Origin of the sequence: Mycobacterium europaeum (genome assembly GCF_002102155.1) — a bacterium.
In the GTDB taxonomy this organism is placed as follows: domain Bacteria; phylum Actinomycetota; class Actinomycetes; order Mycobacteriales; family Mycobacteriaceae; genus Mycobacterium; species Mycobacterium europaeum.
Map to the genome: position 1 here is coordinate 34,527 of NZ_LQOU01000021.1, position 16,608 is coordinate 51,134.

Annotated in this window: 22 protein-coding genes; 4 read left to right on the forward strand and 18 right to left on the reverse strand. The window is 68.1% G+C overall.

The genetic code is table 11. The features are described from left to right. The first annotated feature begins 2 nt into the window (after positions 1 to 2). Complete coding sequence (locus AWC03_RS10880) at positions 3 to 917, forward strand: class I SAM-dependent methyltransferase (RefSeq protein WP_085240505.1); 915 nt, start codon at positions 3 to 5, stop codon at positions 915 to 917. 22 nt (positions 918 to 939) lie between these two features. Further along, positions 940 to 1,854 carry a class I SAM-dependent methyltransferase gene (locus AWC03_RS10885; protein ID WP_085240506.1) on the forward strand — a complete coding sequence of 305 codons (915 nt, stop codon included), beginning with the start codon at positions 940 to 942 and terminating at the stop codon, positions 1,852 to 1,854. Between the two features lie 4 nt (positions 1,855 to 1,858). On the opposite strand, the gene sppA is transcribed toward AWC03_RS10885, so the two are convergent. Then, the gene (gene sppA, locus AWC03_RS10890; RefSeq protein WP_085240507.1) at positions 1,859 to 3,631 is read right to left on the reverse strand and encodes a signal peptide peptidase SppA; all 1,773 of its coding nucleotides are present in this window, start codon (positions 3,629 to 3,631) and stop codon (positions 1,859 to 1,861) included. Positions 3,632 to 3,670: 39 nt separating this feature from the next. Here sppA and AWC03_RS10895 point away from each other — a divergent pair, with 39 nt between their 5' ends. Continuing rightward, positions 3,671 to 4,597: an LLM class flavin-dependent oxidoreductase gene (locus tag AWC03_RS10895; RefSeq protein ID WP_085240508.1), complete on the forward strand. Its 927-nt coding sequence runs from the start codon at positions 3,671 to 3,673 to the stop codon at positions 4,595 to 4,597. Here AWC03_RS10895 and rplO read toward each other — a convergent pair whose 3' ends face one another. From rplO to AWC03_RS10965, 15 genes are all read right to left on the reverse strand, one after another. Next, positions 4,598 to 5,038, reverse strand: coding sequence for a 50S ribosomal protein L15 (rplO, locus tag AWC03_RS10900; RefSeq protein ID WP_085240509.1), 441 nt, complete (start codon positions 5,036 to 5,038; stop codon positions 4,598 to 4,600). After that, positions 5,035 to 5,217 carry a 50S ribosomal protein L30 gene (rpmD, locus tag AWC03_RS10905; RefSeq protein ID WP_068051429.1) on the reverse strand — a complete coding sequence of 61 codons (183 nt, stop codon included), beginning with the start codon at positions 5,215 to 5,217 and terminating at the stop codon, positions 5,035 to 5,037. Before rpmD ends, rplO begins: the two co-directional genes overlap by 4 nt. Beyond that, positions 5,214 to 5,888, reverse strand: coding sequence for a 30S ribosomal protein S5 (rpsE, locus tag AWC03_RS10910; RefSeq protein WP_085240510.1), 675 nt, complete (start codon positions 5,886 to 5,888; stop codon positions 5,214 to 5,216). Before rpsE ends, rpmD begins: the two co-directional genes overlap by 4 nt. Positions 5,889 to 5,926: 38 nt before the next feature. Then, positions 5,927 to 6,295, reverse strand: coding sequence for a 50S ribosomal protein L18 (rplR, locus tag AWC03_RS10915; protein ID WP_085240612.1), 369 nt, complete (start codon positions 6,293 to 6,295; stop codon positions 5,927 to 5,929). 41 nt (positions 6,296 to 6,336) lie between these two features. Then, positions 6,337 to 6,876 (reverse strand): 50S ribosomal protein L6, encoded by a 540-nt coding sequence (gene rplF / locus AWC03_RS10920; RefSeq protein WP_083174725.1) that lies wholly within the window; start codon positions 6,874 to 6,876, stop codon positions 6,337 to 6,339. A 10-nt stretch (positions 6,877 to 6,886) separates the two neighbouring features. Further along, positions 6,887 to 7,285: a 30S ribosomal protein S8 gene (rpsH, locus tag AWC03_RS10925; RefSeq protein WP_055401845.1), complete on the reverse strand. Its 399-nt coding sequence runs from the start codon at positions 7,283 to 7,285 to the stop codon at positions 6,887 to 6,889. A 67-nt stretch (positions 7,286 to 7,352) separates the two neighbouring features. Next, complete coding sequence (locus tag AWC03_RS10930) at positions 7,353 to 7,538, reverse strand: type Z 30S ribosomal protein S14 (RefSeq protein WP_003873499.1); 186 nt, start codon at positions 7,536 to 7,538, stop codon at positions 7,353 to 7,355. Positions 7,539 to 7,542: 4 nt separating this feature from the next. Further along, positions 7,543 to 8,106, reverse strand: coding sequence for a 50S ribosomal protein L5 (gene rplE / locus AWC03_RS10935; RefSeq protein ID WP_065441097.1), 564 nt, complete (start codon positions 8,104 to 8,106; stop codon positions 7,543 to 7,545). Position 8,107: 1 nt separating this feature from the next. Next, the gene (gene rplX, locus AWC03_RS10940; RefSeq protein ID WP_085240511.1) at positions 8,108 to 8,425 is read right to left on the reverse strand and encodes a 50S ribosomal protein L24; all 318 of its coding nucleotides are present in this window, start codon (positions 8,423 to 8,425) and stop codon (positions 8,108 to 8,110) included. Next, positions 8,426 to 8,794 (reverse strand): 50S ribosomal protein L14, encoded by a 369-nt coding sequence (rplN, locus tag AWC03_RS10945; protein ID WP_003403649.1) that lies wholly within the window; start codon positions 8,792 to 8,794, stop codon positions 8,426 to 8,428. Between the two features lie 200 nt (positions 8,795 to 8,994). Further along, entirely contained in the window at positions 8,995 to 9,531 is a 537-nt protein-coding gene (locus AWC03_RS10950) for a DinB family protein (protein ID WP_085240512.1), read from the reverse strand. 46 nt (positions 9,532 to 9,577) lie between these two features. Further along, positions 9,578 to 9,964: a hypothetical protein gene (locus tag AWC03_RS26880; RefSeq protein WP_141659264.1), complete on the reverse strand. Its 387-nt coding sequence runs from the start codon at positions 9,962 to 9,964 to the stop codon at positions 9,578 to 9,580. Between the two features lie 69 nt (positions 9,965 to 10,033). Beyond that, a complete protein-coding gene (locus tag AWC03_RS10955; protein ID WP_085240513.1) occupies positions 10,034 to 11,539 on the reverse strand; it encodes an HNH endonuclease signature motif containing protein in 1,506 nt (501 codons plus the stop codon). A gap of 40 nt (positions 11,540 to 11,579) precedes the next feature. Further along, positions 11,580 to 12,560, reverse strand: a complete 981-nt coding sequence (locus tag AWC03_RS10960; protein WP_085240514.1) for a DUF4436 domain-containing protein — start codon at positions 12,558 to 12,560, stop codon at positions 11,580 to 11,582. A gap of 226 nt (positions 12,561 to 12,786) precedes the next feature. Beyond that, on the reverse strand, positions 12,787 to 13,677 hold the full coding sequence (locus AWC03_RS10965) for a formylglycine-generating enzyme family protein (protein ID WP_085240613.1): 891 nt from the start codon (positions 13,675 to 13,677) through the stop codon (positions 12,787 to 12,789). Between the two features lie 341 nt (positions 13,678 to 14,018). Between AWC03_RS10965 and pstS the strand changes: the two genes are divergently transcribed. Further along, positions 14,019 to 15,146, forward strand: coding sequence for a phosphate ABC transporter substrate-binding protein PstS (gene pstS, locus AWC03_RS10970; RefSeq protein WP_244275180.1), 1,128 nt, complete (start codon positions 14,019 to 14,021; stop codon positions 15,144 to 15,146). Positions 15,147 to 15,156: 10 nt separating this feature from the next. Here pstS and AWC03_RS10975 read toward each other — a convergent pair whose 3' ends face one another. Continuing rightward, positions 15,157 to 16,092 carry a DUF4436 domain-containing protein gene (locus AWC03_RS10975; protein ID WP_085240515.1) on the reverse strand — a complete coding sequence of 312 codons (936 nt, stop codon included), beginning with the start codon at positions 16,090 to 16,092 and terminating at the stop codon, positions 15,157 to 15,159. Between the two features lie 43 nt (positions 16,093 to 16,135). After that, complete coding sequence (locus tag AWC03_RS10980; protein WP_249025860.1) at positions 16,136 to 16,576, reverse strand: hypothetical protein; 441 nt, start codon at positions 16,574 to 16,576, stop codon at positions 16,136 to 16,138. Positions 16,577 to 16,608: the final 32 nt, after the last annotated feature.

Consider the following 16,608-nt stretch of genomic DNA (forward strand, 5'->3'; position numbering starts at 1 on the left):
GCATGACTGTGGAATCGGGACGCACGGAAGGCGACAGCTGGGGACCCGGGCACAGCGTGGGAGCGACGGCCACCATGGTGGCGGCGTCCCGCGCGGTGGCCTCGCAGGGGCCCGACGCGCTCCTCGACGACCCGCTGGCCGAGCCGCTGGTCCGCGCCGTTGGCCTGGAGCCCTTCATCCGCATCGTGGACGGGCAGGTCGATTTCGAGGACGACCCGCTGTTCAACCGCAAGGCCCGGGCCGCGCAGATCACGGTTCGTACCCGGTTTTTCGACGACTTCTTCACCGGCGCCGCCAAAGACGGTGTGCGGCAGGCGGTGATCCTGGCCTCCGGCCTGGACACCCGCGCCTACCGGCTGCCGTGGCCGGCGGGCACCGTCGTCTACGAGATCGATCAGCCGCAGGTCATCGCGTTCAAGACCGACACGCTGGCCGGGCTCGGCGCCACCCCCACTGCCGAGCGCCGCGCGATTGCCATCGATCTGCGCGACGACTGGCCGGCCGCGTTGCGCGAAGGCGGGTTCGACGTGACACAGCCGACCGCGTGGAGCGCGGAAGGGCTGCTGCCCTACCTGCCGCCCGAGGCCCAGGACCGGCTGTTCGACAACATCACCGGGCTCAGCGCGCCGGGCAGTCGGCTGGCCACCGAGCATGTGCCGGACCCCAATGCGTTCTCCGACGAGCGGTTGCAGCGCATCAGCGAACGATGGCAGCGCTTCGGCTTCAACGTCAACGCGGCCGACCTGTTCTACCGCGGGGAACGCAACGTCGTCGCCGACTACCTGACCGAGCACGGCTGGCGGGTGACCGCGCACCCGGCCCGGGAGTTGTACGCCCGGAACGGGTTCGAATTCCCCGAGGACGAGATGGCGGCCACCTTCGGCGAGTTGAGCTACGTCGCCGCGACACTGGCGTAGCGGATTGACTAGGGTTTCGGCTATGTCACGCGCTCACGACGACGAGTGGGATCTGGCGTCCAGTGTGGGCGCGACGGCGACCATGGTGGCCGCCGGACGCGCCATGGCGACGAGGGATCCCCGCGGCCTGATCCACGACCCGTTCGCCGAACCGCTGGTGCGCGCGGTGGGGGTGGACTTCTTCACCAAGATGATGGACGGCGAGCTCGACCTCGCCGCGATCGAGAACGTCTCGACGGTCCGCATGCAGGCGATGGTCGACGGAATGGCCGTGCGCACCAAGTACTTCGACGACTACTTCGTCAAGGCGACGGAGGGCGGGATCCGGCAGGTGGTGATCCTCGCCTCGGGGCTGGACTCCCGGGCCTACCGGTTGCCGTGGCCGGACGGCACGGTAGTCTACGAGATCGACCAGCCCCGGGTGATCGAGTTCAAGACCGCCACGTTGACCGGCATCGGCGCCGAACCGACGGCGACGCGGCGCACCGTGCCGATCGATCTGCGCGCCGACTGGCCCGCCGCGCTGACCGCGGCCGGGTTCGACACGACGGCGCCGACCGCGTGGCTGGCCGAGGGTCTGCTGATCTACCTGCCGCCGGAGGCCCAGGACCGGCTGTTCGACAACATCACCGCGCTCAGCGCCCCCGGCAGCGCGATCGCCACCGAATTCGTGCCCGGCATCGTCGATTTCGACGCCGACAAGGTGCGGGAGATGTCGGGTTCCTTCCGCGAGCACGGCGTGGACATCGACATGGCGTCGCTGGTCTACGCCGGTGAACGCAACCATGTCGTGGACTACCTGCGGTCCAAGCACTGGGACGTCGAAGGCACGACCCGCACGGAACTGTTTGCGCGCCAGGGCATCGACGCGCCCGCCCCGGAAAACGACGACCCGCTCGGCGAGATCATCTTCATCAGCGGCGGGCTCACCGGCTAGTTCGTCAAAACCGCGACTGTCCCGCCCATAACACGGCGGCGCCGCCCAGGGACTGTTCGACGTTGTCCAGGATGCCGGCGGCCGCGCGCCCGAGCAGGGCGGCCAGCGCGTCCGGCAACGACGCGGCGGCCGGTTGCGACGAGGCCCGGGGCCGCACCATGTCCCGCAGCGAGGACCCCGGGTAGCTGACGACGCGGACTTCGCCGTCCTCGTCCAGCCCGGCCAGCACCTTGGCCCGGCGCACCGCGGCGCGGAAACCGCCGAGTTCGTCGACCAGCCCGTGCTCGAGGGCGTCGGCTCCGGTCCAGATGCGGCCCTGGGCAACGCGATCGACGGCATCGGCGGTCAGGTTGCGCGCCTCGGCGACCCGCCGCACGAAGTCCGTGTAGAACAGGTCCGCCTCGGCTTCCCGGTGGGCCTGCTGCTCCGGGGTGAAGGGCGCGTCGATCGACCACGCGTCGGCGTTGGCGTTGGTGCGCACGGTGTCCGACCCGACCCCCAGCCGCTCCAGCAGGTCCCGGATCACCAGCTTGCCGGTGATCACCCCGATGGACCCGGTGACGGTCGCCGGGTTGGCGACGATCACGTCGGCCCCCATCGAGACGTAGTAACCGCCGGAAGCGGCGACCGCACCCATGGAGGCCACCACCGGCTTGCCCCGCTTACGCGCCCTGGTCACCTCGCGCCAGATGCTTTCCGACGCGGTGATCGTGCCGCCGGGGCTGTTGACGCGCAACACGATCGCGGACACCGACTCGTCGGCGGCGGCCTCCCGCAGCGCCGCCCCAATGGTGTCGCCGCCGGCGGTGGTGGCGCCGAACGGCAGGAACCCCGGACCACCGCGTCCGTCGACGATCATGCCGTCGAGGGTGACGACCGCCAGCGTCGGCTTGGGCCGCCGGCCGGGAACCGGTGGCTTGGGTGCGGCCAGCCGGGGGCGGGCGGCACCGGCATAACGCGACAAGTACAGCCGCGGCGGGTCGGTGTCATCGGAAACGTCTTTCACGCCAACCATTTCCGCTATCCGGGCGTATGCCTCGTCGCGGAATCCGATCCGGTCGAGCAGGCCGGCGGCCGCGGCGTCGTCGCGCAACAGCGGGGCGCGGTCGGCCAGCGCGTCGAGCGTCGCGGGGTCGAGCTTGCGCGAGTCGGCAATCGCCCGCCAGGCCTGCTCCTGCAGGCTTTCCAGCATCCGGGTGACCGCCTCGCGGTGGGCGGCGGTGAAGCCGTTCTCGGTGAAACGGTTTGCCCAGGACTTGTATTGGCCGCGGGCGACGAATTGCGGTTCGATGCCGGCCTTGTCGAACGCGTCGCGCAGGAAGGTGGCGTTGCTGGCGAAGCCGATCAACCCGACGCTGCCCGACGGCTGCATCCAGACCTCGCCGAACGCCGAGGCCAGGTAGTAGGACAGCGTGCCCGGGTAGGTCTCGGCCCACGCCAGCGACGGCTTGGCGGCGCTGAACGCCGCGACGGCCTCGCGCAGTTCCTGCACCGCGGCCGGCGCGGACGCCGCCAGTTGCACCCGGGCGATCAGCCCGGCGACCCGCTGGTCCTCGGCCGCCCGGTGGATGGCGGCGACCGCGTCGCGCAGCGCCATCGGTTTCCCGCCGGTGAAGATCGCCAACGGGTCGAAGCCGGTCGCCTCCGGCGGCGCCGAACGCAGGTCGAGCTCGAGCACACAGCCGTTGGGGACGCCGCGGTGGCGGGCGGTGTCGACCCGTTCGGCCAGCGCGCGGACGTCGTCGACCCCGGGAATCGAGGGCAGGAAGGCGAACATGTCTGCAGCGTACCGACACCGCCCCCGTACGGTGGTGGGGTGAGGTTCTCCATCGCCATCCCCCAACTCGACTACGACCGGTTCGACGCCGAAGGGTTGCGCGACTATCTCGTTCGCGCCGAGGAGCTCGGCTTCGAGGGCGGCTGGGTGCTCGAACAGATCATCGGGGAGGCGCCGCTGCTGGCCCCCCTGGAGCTGCTGGCCTACTGCGCGGCCTGCACCGAGCGCCTGCGGCTCGGGGTGGCCGTCCTGGTGACGTCACTGCACGACCCGCTGCAGTTGGCCTCGTCCGTCACCGCCGTCGACCGGCTCAGCCACGGCCGGCTGGACGTCGGCGTCGGGACCGGCGGCGGCTTCCGCAGGTTCACCGCGTTCGGCGTCGAAAAGTCCACGTACATCTCGTATTTCACCGAGGGACTGGAATTGATGAAGGCCGCCTGGTCCGACGAACCGCGGATCACCTTCCACGGCCGGTTCCGCGACGTCGACGACCTGCCCATCCAACCCAAACCGGTGCAGCGGCCCCATCCGCCCATCTGGTTCGGTGGCCTTGCCCCCGAGGCCCTGGCCCGGGCCGTGCGCCACGGCGACTCGTTCCTGGGCGCCGGCTCCTCGACCACCGAGGCCTTCGCCGGAGCGGTCACCGTGGTGCGCCGCGAACTCGACGAACAGCGAAAGGACGCGGCGCATTTCACCATCGGCAAACGGGTCTACCTGATGGTCGACGACGACGCGGCCCGGGCCCGCGAGCGGGTGCTCGCCGGGCTGCGCCGGATCTACGGCAGGATGCCGGGCGTCGAAGACGTTCCGGTGTCCGGCACGCCCGACGACGTCGCACGCGGACTGCAGGAGGTGATCGACGCGGGCGCGCAGTACCTGCTGCTCAATCCCGTCGGCGTCGACGTACCCGAGAACCGCGAGCAGATGGAACGCCTTGCCGCGGAAGTGATTCCGCGGCTGGGTTGATCACAGCTCGGTGGCCGAGCCGCCCGCGGCGGTGATCTTCTCGCGGGCGCTGCCGCTGAACTTGTGCGCGGTCAGGTCGACCTTGACGGCCAGCTTGCCGTCGCCGAGAACCTTGACCAACGCGTTCTTGCGAACAGCGCCCTTGGCCACCAGGTCGTCGACGCCGACGGAGCCGCCCTGCGGGAACAGCCGATTGATGTCGCCGACGTTGACGATCTCGTACTCGGTGCGGAACCGGTTGCGGAATCCCTTGAGCTTGGGCAGCCGCATGTGGATCGGCATCTGCCCACCCTCGAAGGTGGCCGGCACGTTCTTGCGGGCCTTGGTGCCCTTGGTACCGCGGCCGGCGGTCTTGCCCTTCGAGCCCTCACCGCGACCGACGCGGGTCCGGGCGGTCTTCGACCCCGGGGCCGGCTTCAGGTCGTGCAGCTTGATGGTCACTTGGCCTCCTCTACGACCACGAGGTGGTTGACCACCGCGATCAGGCCGCGGGTCTGTGGGTTGTCCTCACGGACCACCGAGTGGCGGATCCGTCGCAGGCCCAGGGTGCGCAGGGTCTCCCGCTGCTTCCAGCGGGCCCCGATGGTGCTGCGCACCTGGGTGATCTTCAGTTGGCTCATTGCGGTGCCGTTCCCTCTCGCGCGGCACTGGCGGCCAGCGCTTCACTTTCCCGCCGCGCCTTCAGCATTCCGGCGGGGGCGACGTCCTCGATGGGCAGCCCGCGCCGGGCCGCCACCTCCTCGGGACGCTGCAGCAGCTTGAGCGCGGTGACGGTGGCGTGCACCACGTTGATCGCGTTGTCGCTGCCCAATGACTTGGCCAGGATGTCGCGCACCCCGGCGCATTCCAGCACCGCACGCGCCGCGCCGCCGGCGATGACACCGGTACCGGGGCTGGCCGGACGGAGCAGCACCACACCGGCGGCCGCTTCACCCTGCACCGGATGCGTGATGGTGCCGCCGATCAGCGGCACGCGGAAGAAGCCCTTGCGCGCCTCTTCCACGCCCTTGGCGATGGCGGCCGGAACTTCCTTGGCCTTGCCGTAGCCGACGCCCACCATGCCGTTGCCGTCGCCGACGATGACCAACGCGGTGAAGCTGAAGCGCCGACCACCCTTGACCACCTTGGAGACACGGTTGATGGCGACGACCCGCTCGAGGTAGTTGCTCTTGTCGCCGTCGCGGTCGCGGCCACGACCGCGGTCACTGTCGCGCCGACCGCGGCTGTCGCGGTCACCGCGCGAGTCGCGGCTGTCTGGGGCGCCTTGTCCGCCGGCCGACTGTTCCGCCATTATGCGGTCCTTCCAGTCTTGTTCGAGGTCTCGATCATCTAGAAACTCAATCCGTTCTCGCGTGCGGCATCGGCCAGCGCCGCGATCCGTCCGCCGTAGGTGTAGCCGCCGCGGTCGAACACCGCGGTGTCGATACCGGCGGCCTTGGCACGCTCGGCGATCAACTGGCCCACCCGCACGCTGCGGGCCTTCTTGTCCCCCTGCAGGCCGCGCACGTCATCCTCGATGGACGACGCGGCGGCCACCGTGGTGCCGTTCTGGTCGTTGACCAGCTGCACGTGGATGTGCCGCGAGGACCGGTTGACGACCAGGCGTGGACGCTCCGGGGTGCCCTCGATCTTCTTGCGCAGCCGTGCGTGCCGACGCAGCCGGGAGACCCGGCGAGTCGCGGATACGCTGTTCCCCACCGGCTTTCGCGCGGCGTTGTCAGCTTGTTTTTGCGCCATGACTACTTACCTGTCTTTCCGACCTTGCGGCGGATCTGCTCGCCCTCGTAGCGCACGCCCTTGCCCTTGTACGGGTCGGGACGGCGCAGGCGGCGGATGTTCGCCGAGATCTGGCCGACCTTCTGCTTGTCGATCCCGGAGATCGAGAACTTCGTCGGGGACTGGACCGCGAACGTGATGCCCTCGGGCGCCTCGATGACCACCGGGTGGCTGTATCCCAGCGCGAACTCCAGGTTGGCGCCCTTGAGCTGCACGCGGTAACCGACCCCGAAGATCTCCATCTTGGTGGTGTAACCCTCGGTCACGCCGGTGACCAGGTTGGAGACCAAGGTGCGCGACAGCCCGTGCAGCGAGCGGTTGCGCCGCTCGTCGTTCGGGCGGGCGACCACGATCGCGCCGTCCTCGTTGCGCGCCACCGTGATCGGTTCGGCCACCGTCAGGTTGAGGCTGCCCTTGGGGCCCTTCACCGAGACGTTCTGGCCCTCGATCGTTACGTCGACTCCGGAGGGAACCGGAACCGGCTGCTTACCAATACGCGACATGTCTATTCCCTCACCACACGTATGCGAGGACTTCGCCGCCCACGCCCTGTCTGGCTGCCTGGCGGTCGGTCAACAGGCCCGAGGAGGTCGAGATGATCGCCACACCCAGGCCGCCGAGCACGCGCGGCAGGTTGGTGGATTTCGCATACACCCGAAGACCGGGCTTGGACACTCGCCGCAATCCGGCGATGCTGCGCTCCCGGCTGGGGCCGTACTTGAGCTGGACGACCAGCGACTTGCCGACCCGGGCGTCTTCCGTCCGGTAGTCGGTGATGTAGCCCTCGGCCTTGAGGATCTGGGCGATGTTCGCCTTGATCTTCGAGTGCGGCAACGTCACCTCGTCGTGATACGCCGAATTGGCGTTGCGCAGACGTGTCAAAAAGTCTGCGATCGGGTCCGTCATAGTCATGACAGGCGTGTCACCTTCCTCGCGGCGGTTCCCGTCCCGGGCCTACCGCGCAACTGTTTGGGGCTCGTTACCAACTGCTCTTTTGCACGCCGGGCAGCTCGCCCGCGTGCGCCATCTCGCGCAGACAGATCCTGCACAGCCCGAATTTGCGGAAGACCGCGCGCGGGCGACCGCACTTGTTGCAGCGCGTGTAACCGCGCACCGCGAACTTCGGCTTACGTGCGGCCTTGTTGACCAGTGCCTTCTTCGCCATCTGCTCAGTTCTCCTTGAAGGGAAAGCCGAGGGCCCGCAACAGCGCTCGTCCTTCGTCGTCGGTCGTCGCCGAGGTGACGACGTTGATGTCCATGCCGCGGACCCGGTCGATCTTGTCCACGTCGATCTCGTGGAACACCGACTGCTCGGCCAGCCCGAAGGTGTAGTTGCCGACACCGTCGAACTGCTTGGGCGACAGGCCGCGGAAGTCGCGGATACGCGGCAGCGCGATCGAGGTGAGGCGGTCCAGGAACTCCCACATCCGGTCCCCGCGCAGGGTGACCCGGGCGCCGATCGGCATGCCCTCGCGCAGCTTGAACTGGGCGATGGACTTGCGCGCCCGGCGGATCTCCGGCCGTTGCCCGGTGATCAGCGCCAGATCGTTGACCGCGCCGTTGATCAGCTTCGCGTCCCGAGCCGCATCGCCGACGCCCATGTTGACGACGACCTTGGTCACCGTCGGGATCTGCATGACGTTCCCGTAGCCGAACTGCTGCTGCAGCGAATCACGAATCTCGTTGCGGTAGCGCTCTTTCAGACGCGGCTGCACCTTCTCAGTTGTGGTCATGCTAGATGTCCTTGCCGTTGCGCTTGGAGATGCGGACCCGCTTGCCGGTCTCCTCGTCGACCCGGTAGCCGACGCGGGCGGGCTTGCCGTCCGAGTCCACGACCATCACGTTCGAGACGTGGATCGGGGCTTCCTGGGTGACGATGCCGCCGGACTGGGCTCCGCGCTGGTTGCTCGAGATCGCGGTGTGCTTCTTGATCCGGTTGACGCCCTCGACCAGCACCCGGTCACGCTCGGGGTAGGCCTGCAGCACCTTGCCCTTGGCACCCTTGTCCTTGCCGGCGATGACCAGGACGGTGTCGCCTTTGCGGACCTTCATCTACAACACCTCCGGGGCAAGCGAGATGATCTTCATGAACCGCTTCTCACGCAGCTCGCGGCCGACGGGGCCGAAGATGCGGGTGCCGCGCGGGTCGTTGTCGGGCTTGATGATCACCGCGGCGTTCTCGTCGAACTTGATGTAGCTGCCGTCCGGGCGGCGGCGCTCCTTGACCGTGCGCACCACGACGGCCTTGACGACATCCCCACGCTTGACGTTGCCGCCGGGGATGGCGTCCTTGACGGTGGCGACGATGACATCACCGATGCCGGCGTAGCGTCGCGACGAACCACCGAGCACCCGGATGCACAAGATCTCCTTGGCGCCGGTGTTGTCGGCGACCTTCAGCCGCGATTCCTGCTGAATCACTCGATCTCCTGACCTGGTTACGTGTGCACGGCAGGAGGCAAGCCACAGCCCACCGAATAACCTGACATGCGCGGTCTTTGTCACCGAAGGGCACGCGGGGCCGATTCGCACCGGCCGAGGTCTGCCCAAGGCAACCCCTAGAGTCTAGGGGACGACCAGCTCAGAGCCAAATTCACGGCCCAGGCGGCATCGCGGCGGGTTTAGCGAGCGGTTTCCCCGATTCTTCGGATATCGCCGAGGTGGTGCACGCCCTCGTGCATGGCCTGCCGCACGAGCCAGCGGGCGGTGCGCTCCTCACCCGGCAACCGGGTTGCCGTGCGGTCCCAGCCGTGATCTTTGATGCGCGCGACTTCGTCGCGGAAGCCCGCCACGGCGGCCGCCAGCTCATCGAGCGTGGCATCGATGTCGCAATCGTTGTACCGGAAGCGGCGGGCCCGCAGATCGTTGAACATCGGCTCGAAGGCGGGCTGGTGCTCCGCGCGGACGCGGTAGAGCCGGATCGTGAAGCTGACGTAGACGTCGCGCACGTGACAGAGATACTCGGCGACCGACCACGCCTCGGGACTGGGCCTCACCCGTCGCACCTCAGGCGGGATCGCGGAGACCGCCTCCCGGACGGCACCGGGCAGAACGGCGATGGCGCCGACCGCGTCGTCGACCCGGGTATCCGGGTAGCTCACCCCACAGGCGGCGCAGACGTAGTCTTCGCCGGCCAACGGGGGCAGTGGAGCGGGCATGGAGCGATTTTCCCACCCAGAAGGGGCCTTCGTCGGTGGTGGTTTCCTAGGCCTTTTCCGCACCCACCAGCCAGGCGATTACGTCATAAAAAGCAGGGCCGTCGGTGGCGGTTATCCTTCTGCACGAGACAAAGCTCGACTCGCTAGGTGCGAGATTGTAGACATAGCGATCGTTGAACTGCTCTCCACCTTTAGTGCGTTGAACCGCTACGGTCGCGCGGATCGGAAAATCCTTCGAGGCGTTGATCACATGCCAGGAGAAAAAGCCGCCGCAAGCGTTGTCCGGCCAGCTCTCCACCGAAGACAGGTGGTTTGGGGCAACAGTATCGGCGAACGCGAATCCCGGCGGGCCGACGATCGGAACGCAAACGGTGAGTAAAGCAATACCTTTAGCGATGCATCTCACGATCATGTTCTCCGATATTGAACCCATGCATCCTATCGCCGTAGGGCTTGAAGCGCTGATTAAATCGGGCGCTTTCATCGGCCTGACGGCCACGAGTTAGAACGGTGGCGGATCGTTCTCGCCTGGCGGTGCGGGCCCGGTTTGCGTGATTTGGGCGGCTTGGCGGGTTTGGCGGTTGTGGTGGCGTTCGGTGGCGATGCGGGTGGCGCGGTCTTGGGCGCGGGTGCGGCGGCGTCGGGGCATCATGGCGGTGCGTTCGGCGCAGTAGTCCTGCGCGGCTGGGTCGGCTGGGGCGGCGGGCAGCGCCGCGGTGGGTGCGCACAGGCTGGGGAACAGCAGGGCGCTGCCCGGTGTGGTGACGTAGCTGTGCCCGGTGTGTAGCCGCCAGATCACACTGCCGTCGGGCAGTTGTTCGTCGCGCCAGCCCCAGAAGGTCTTGAGCAAATGATGTAGCCGGCACAGGCATTTGAGGTTCGACGCGTGCGTGACCCCGCCGGAGCTGTAGGCGACGGTGTGGTCGATGTCGCAGCCCGACGCGGGCTGGTCACAGCCCGGCGCCCGACACGTCAGATCCCGGCACCGCACGAAATCGGCCAACGCTTTCGAGGGCACATAGCCCTGCTCCGGTGCGGCGTCCGCGGGGTGGATCAGCGGCACCAGCTTGGCCGAGGCGGCCAACTCGGCGATCAGCTCGGGTGGGATCAGCCCGTCGGCACCCAGCTCGCAGCCCGGGGCGGCCCCGTCGCGCCCGTCGAGGGCGCCCTGTTCGGCGAGCACATGGATCACCACCGGGCCCACCGGCGCGCGGGTACCGGCGGTGCAGTCGGTGCGCCCGCAGCGGCAGCCCAGCCGATCGGCGCCGGCGGCCAGCGCCCCCAGCGCGTCGGCGCGGCGCTGGGTGTGGCTGCGCGGATCATGCGCACACACCGTGGCCGCCAACGCGTTCAGCCGTGCCTCCAACGCGTGGGCGTCCGGGCTGAACAGCACACCCTCGAGGCGGGCAAGGCCCTCGCCCATGTCGGCGATCCACACCTCGCGGCCCGCCGCGCGCTCCCGACGCCGCCGCACCGCATCGGCATCGGCGGCCGCCACGATCTTGTCCACCCGCGCGGCCACCCGCGCCGGGGTCAGCGACGGCCAGCGCCCCACCACAGCCGCCAACTGCCCATCCACCACCGCCAGCACCGCGGGGTCGGTGAGCAAATCGGTGCGATACACCAGCGTCTGCGCCATCCGAACATCGATATCCCCGGCAGCGAACACCTCAGCCACCCGCGGCAACCGCTCCCGCAGCGCCCGGGCATAGCGCACCCGGCCGGCCGCCAACCCTTGGCCGATCCCCAACTGCGCAGCCACCTCCGCGGCCACCGCCGCCTCGGTATCCACCGCCCAGTCCTCGGTCTCCCCACACCGGGACAACCGATAGGCGAACAACTCCCCAATCGCCGCCAACTGCGCGGCCGCCGCCCGATTCTCCAGCCGCGCAAAACGCGAGACCCGCTCCAGCAGCGCCGAAGACTCCACCGTCTTCGACGGACACCGCCGCTCGAAGAGCTCATCGAGCTCGGCGATCACCGCCGCCGACACCCCGGGATCGAACATACATTCGATCATGCCACCAGCCTACGACCAAACTCGTCGGCTAGTCTCCCTGGCGCACCCACGAGAAGATGTACAGGCTCATCGCCGTCACCAGCGCTAGCAGCACCCACTGCACCAGGGCCTGGTCGATCCATGAACCGGGCGGTGGACTGCCGGGAAGGATGTTGCGCAGCGGTACGACGGCGAACAGCATCGCGGCGTACCACGTGCCGAACGGCGGCACGAACTTCCGCCTGCCCATCGCCATCGGAATGGCCACCAACAGCGCCAAGGTCGGCAGCGCCATCAGGACAAGGCAGATGACCAGGTCGAAGACAAGCGGCCCGTCGGCCCTCTCCAGGGTGATGACCACGTTGCCGGTGTCCATGGACCGCGAAGTCCGAAGTCCGCTCGGGTCGCGGACGCGCTCGACATTGATGTTCCAACCGTCCAACGATCCGGTTACCTCGACGATGGCCGGTACCTTCTTGCGATTGTCACCGGACCCCACGAACGCGTCGGCCGCGATCGGCTCGGTCTTGTACTTGTCGAATGGCCAGTTCCGCGGATTGCCATGCGCCTCGATGGTGGTGGTGAGTTGCGCCGGCGCCTTCCCCTTGGGGTAGGCCAGGTCCCCGAGGTCGCTCGTCGGATACAGCCGCACGGCGACGTCGTTGCCCAGCACGTCGAATCGTGGGTCGTACTGCGCAACCCCCGGATAAACGAGCACGTTCACGGTCAGGCGATTGGCGACGGGTTTCAGCTCCTCGACGCGCAGCTGCACGATGGTGGCGTCGCCCCCGCCCTGGCTGAGATCCAACGGAGGGAGCGGATCCGATTCCCGCTGCAACGCATGGACGCCGAGCAGCGAGAGCGCGTAGGTGATCACGACGGTTACCAGGATGGCCACACCGATCTCGATCTGCGACTTCTTCAACTTCGGCGGCTTGACCTTGGCCGCCGATTTCTTCTTCTTCTTCGGCGCCGCTGGCGCCGCGGCCGGCGCGCCGACAGGTGGTTGCGCCGGCGCCTCAGACGTCATCGGTCGACCGCCGCAACTGCTTGCTGGAGCCGTGCGGGTATGGCCGTCGAGGTCCACTGTGTCGGGGCACCACGTGGTGGGATGCTAGCGAACGGCCATCCTGGTCGCGCGGTGAATTCCCATGTCCGCCTGCACCTGGCGGTTCCGTCACCCGCTGGACATCCTCGGTTCACCCACTGGACGACGGCTCGCACCGGCGCCGGACGGCGACCCAGCGAACCGTTTGCTAGCGGGACTCCGGGTCCGCCACGCAGCGGAACCCGATGTGGGAGGTCGCCGAGTCCTGCGACTGCGGCGACCGGGCCGCCGGGCGGTAGCGGTGGCAATACTCCGCCGCGCACAGGTGCGAACCGCCTTTGAGCACTTGGTTGACCGAAGGATTCGGGGGTCCCGTTGGGGCGCAACAGGCCTTCGGCGACTGATCGAGCCGGTGGTGCGCGGAGAACTCGGTGGCGGTCCACTCCCACACGTTGCCGATCATGTCGAACAGGCCGAACCCGTTGGGCAGAAAGGTCCCCACCGGAGAAGTCCCCACCCAGCCGAGCGCACCTTCGTTGCGATAGGGAAAGTCGCCCTGCCAGGTGTTGGCCATCAGCCGGCCATCGAGCCTGGCCTCGTCACCCCAGGGGTAGGTCGTTATGCTTCCGGCGCGCGCCGCATACTCCCATTCGGCTTCACTGGGCAGGCGGCGGGCCGCCCAGCGGGCGTAGGCCGCGGCGTCCGGATAGGCCACCTGTACCACTGGATGATCGGGGCGGCCCGTGATGTCGCTGTCCGGCCCGAACGGGTGGCGCCAGCTGGCCCCCGGCACCCAGTGCCACCATTGGCGCCAGTCACGCAGGTCCACCGGGCCCGGCGTCGGGCGAAATACCATGGCCCCCGGACACAGATCGCTGGGATCGGCGCCGGGGTAGAGCGCGGCGTCGATCGGTTGCTCGGCGACCGTCAGATAGCCCGTGGCCGCGACGAATTCGGCGAACTGCGCGTTGGTCACGGGGTGCCGCTCCATCGCAAACGGGCCCACGGTGACGGTGTGGACGGGTACCTCTTCGGGATAGAAGCTCGTCGAGCCCATGCGGAATGACCCGCCGGGCAGCTCGACCAGCTCGGTAAGCACCACCTCAGCGTAGGGCCACCGCGGACTGCCGGGTGACAACGGGAGGAACGCGCGCATGCGCGGATAACTGTCAGACAACCGCACAACCGGACACGTCGACGCAGGGCGACATGAACCGCCCTCCGCCCCAGGCGATAACGGCCGTGTGACGCCCGCCGTTCGCCCGGCCGAGCCAACCAGTTCACCTGAATTTGGTTTGCCTGCCGGTTCGATGACGGTAAGTCTCGACATGTGCCGAAAGGGGCGACGCTCCCGACCCCGCGCTCGCCGCCGGCGCCGGGCGCCATCGTCGTCGCCGCCGACACACCCCCCGGATCTGTTGCCGCAAGGAAATCATCGAAGTGAAGCGCAATCGATTGGCTGCCACCGTGAGCATGCTGGCCGCGGGCGCTCTGGCGCTTCAGGCATGCAGCAACGCTCCCGCCACTCTGCCGTATACCGCTGGGGCGAAGGTCAACTGCGGCGGTGACCAGAACTTGTCAGCCAGCGGATCGACCGCACAAGCCAACGCGATGAACCGGTTCATCGCCGCCTACACCAAGGCCTGCCCCGGGCAGAACCTCAACTACACGGCCAACGGGTCCGGTGCGGGAGTCGCCGATTTCCTGGCCGGCAAAACCGATTTCGCCGGATCCGACATACCGCTGACGCCCGACCAATACGCCGTGGCGAAACAGCGATGCGGTGGTGCCGACGCCTGGAACCTGCCCGTGGTGTTCGGCCCGCTGGCCATCACCTACAACCTCGCCGCGACCGATTCCTTGGTGCTTGACGGGCCCACGCTGGCCAAGATCTTCAACGGAACCATCACGCGCTGGGACGATCCGGCCCTCACCGCGCTCAACGCCTCCATGCCGGCCGAGGACATCCACGTCATCTACCGCAGTGACGCCTCGGGCACCACCGACAACTTCCAGTCCTATCTGCAGGCCGTGTCCGGAGGGGCGTGGAACAAGGGCACGGGCAAGGCGTTCAACGGCGGCGTGGGAAACGGTGCCGCGGGCAACGCCGGCACCGCCGCGCTGGTCAGAACCACCGAGGGCGCGATCAGCTACAACGAGCTGTCGTTCGCGCTGAAGGAAGGGCTTTTCGCCGCGGAGATCAAGACGCCGGCCAGCCGCAGGTCGTTGCGGCCGGTGCGGATCGGCGCCGACGCGGTCGGCAAGACCATTTCCGGCGCCAAAGTCATCGGCGAGGGCAACAACCTCGTGCTCGACCTCTCGGCGTTCTATAACCCGGCCCAACCCGACGTCTACCCGATCGTGTTGGCCACGTATGAGATCGTCTGTTCGACCTATCCCAGCGCCGACGTGGCCAAGGCGGTCAGGGCGTTCCTGCAGGCGGCGATCGGTCCCGGCCAGGTCGACCTCGCGAAGATCGGCTACATCCCGCTATCGGTGGACTTCCGGGCACGGGTCTCGAGCGCCGTCGACGCGATCGGCCCCGGCGACACATCGAGTTCGGAGTAGCCGCCGGCCGCTAGGCCTTCTTCGGCGCCTTTTTCTCCCGGAACCGCCACCAGGCGACGATGAACAGCGACATCGCGGTGACCAGTCCGATCAACACCCACAGCACGATGGCCTGGTCGATCCACGAACCCGGTGGCGGAGAACCCGGGAGGAAGTTGCGCAACGGAACGACGGCGAACAGCATCGCCGCGAACCACGTTCCGAACGGCGGCAGGAACGTGGTCCGCCCCAGCGCCATCGGAATGGCCACCCACAACGCCAGCACCGGCAATGCGATGAGGACCAGACAGATGCCGACGTCGAAGATCAACTGCCCTTTGGACCGCTGCAGGGTGACGATCACGTTGTCCTGGACGTCCGGGTTTGGGTCTTCCGGATCGTGGACGCGCGTCACGGTGGCGTCCCAGCCGTCCAGCTTTCCGGTCACCTCCACCCGCGCGGCGGCCTTGTCGCGGTTCTGGCCCGAACCGGTGAACACGTCGGCCGCAAGGACTTCGGTCCGGTACGAGTCGAACGGCCAGTTACCGGGATCGCCGTGGGCGACGAGGCCGGTGCTGACTTGAGCGGGCGCCTTGCCCACCGGGTACTGCAAGTCCCCCAGATCGTTCTCCGGGTACAAGCGCACGGCCGCGTCGGTCGTCAGCACACCGAAGTTCTTGTCGTACAGCGAGTCCTTCGGGTAGACAAGCACGTTCACCGTCAGACGGTTCGCGACGGTATCCAGCTTCTCGAGGTGGACCTGCACGACGCTGTCCTCGGCCTCGAGCTTGCTGAAATCCACCGGGGGCAACGCGGGCGACGACTTTGCCAGCAGGTGCACGGCGATCAGCGACAGCACATAGATGACGATGACGGCCACGACAATGCCGAAACTGATCGCGATTTGCCGACCCCGGGGGGCGGCCGGCGCCGGCGGCGCGGGGGGAGCCGGGGTCCCGGCGGTCATTGAGGCATCACGGGCCAGATGCTAGCAGTGACAATGACAATTTTCAGGGGACAGTGACGGCGAAGTCCTGCATTACCGTGGATTTCGCCGCCTCGAAACCCGGGGCTTTGCCGGGCCCCTGCAGATGGACGGCGACCAGATACGCCTGGGTGTTGGTCCAGATGTGGGTGATGCGGTCGGCGAATTCGTTTGCTCCGGTCCCGCCACCGGTGCCGTTGAGCAGCTGGCTGCTGTAGCCGCAGAACTGGGCGGCCGTGACGGTGACCTTGACGTTCGGGTTGGCCGTGCGCAAGTCGCTGGCATAACGCAGGAAAGCCCCGCCCGGGTCGAGGTCGGTGCGCGCGATGGTCACCCGCACCGACATGCCGTCCGGCCCGGTCGCCGTCAACGCCACGTCACCGGTTCCCGGGGCGGAACTCCAGCCGTCCGGCAGAGGAACTGTGAGCACCGGCGCCACCGGGTCGGCCACCGAGGCCTTGGTCATGGAGCCGCTATTCGGCGGCGGGAAGCACACCA

What these genes read in the sequence shown, in the direction of transcription:
- AWC03_RS10880 (WP_085240505.1), top strand. Translation starts at nt 3, where the DNA reads ATGACTGTGGAATCGGGACGCACGGAAGGCGACAGCTGGGGACCCGGG.
- AWC03_RS10885 (WP_085240506.1), top strand. Translation starts at nt 940, where the DNA reads ATGTCACGCGCTCACGACGACGAGTGGGATCTGGCGTCCAGTGTGGGC.
- sppA (WP_085240507.1), bottom strand. Translation starts at nt 3,631, where the DNA reads ATGTTCGCCTTCCTGCCCTCGATTCCCGGGGTCGACGACGTCCGCGCG.
- rpmD (WP_068051429.1), bottom strand. Translation starts at nt 5,217, where the DNA reads ATGAGCCAACTGAAGATCACCCAGGTGCGCAGCACCATCGGGGCCCGC.
- rpsE (WP_085240510.1), bottom strand. Translation starts at nt 5,888, where the DNA reads ATGGCGGAACAGTCGGCCGGCGGACAAGGCGCCCCAGACAGCCGCGAC.
- rplF (WP_083174725.1), bottom strand. Translation starts at nt 6,876, where the DNA reads ATGTCGCGTATTGGTAAGCAGCCGGTTCCGGTTCCCTCCGGAGTCGAC.
- rpsH (WP_055401845.1), bottom strand. Translation starts at nt 7,285, where the DNA reads ATGACTATGACGGACCCGATCGCAGACTTTTTGACACGTCTGCGCAAC.
- AWC03_RS10930 (WP_003873499.1), bottom strand. Translation starts at nt 7,538, where the DNA reads ATGGCGAAGAAGGCACTGGTCAACAAGGCCGCACGTAAGCCGAAGTTC.
- rplE (WP_065441097.1), bottom strand. Translation starts at nt 8,106, where the DNA reads ATGACCACAACTGAGAAGGTGCAGCCGCGTCTGAAAGAGCGCTACCGC.
- rplX (WP_085240511.1), bottom strand. Translation starts at nt 8,425, where the DNA reads ATGAAGGTCCGCAAAGGCGACACCGTCCTGGTCATCGCCGGCAAGGAC.
- AWC03_RS10950 (WP_085240512.1), bottom strand. Translation starts at nt 9,531, where the DNA reads ATGCCCGCTCCACTGCCCCCGTTGGCCGGCGAAGACTACGTCTGCGCC.
- AWC03_RS26880 (WP_141659264.1), bottom strand. Translation starts at nt 9,964, where the DNA reads ATGGGTTCAATATCGGAGAACATGATCGTGAGATGCATCGCTAAAGGT.
- AWC03_RS10955 (WP_085240513.1), bottom strand. Translation starts at nt 11,539, where the DNA reads ATGTTCGATCCCGGGGTGTCGGCGGCGGTGATCGCCGAGCTCGATGAG.
- AWC03_RS10960 (WP_085240514.1), bottom strand. Translation starts at nt 12,560, where the DNA reads ATGACGTCTGAGGCGCCGGCGCAACCACCTGTCGGCGCGCCGGCCGCG.
- AWC03_RS10975 (WP_085240515.1), bottom strand. Translation starts at nt 16,092, where the DNA reads ATGACCGCCGGGACCCCGGCTCCCCCCGCGCCGCCGGCGCCGGCCGCC.
- AWC03_RS10980 (WP_249025860.1), bottom strand. Translation starts at nt 16,576, where the DNA reads ATGACCAAGGCCTCGGTGGCCGACCCGGTGGCGCCGGTGCTCACAGTT.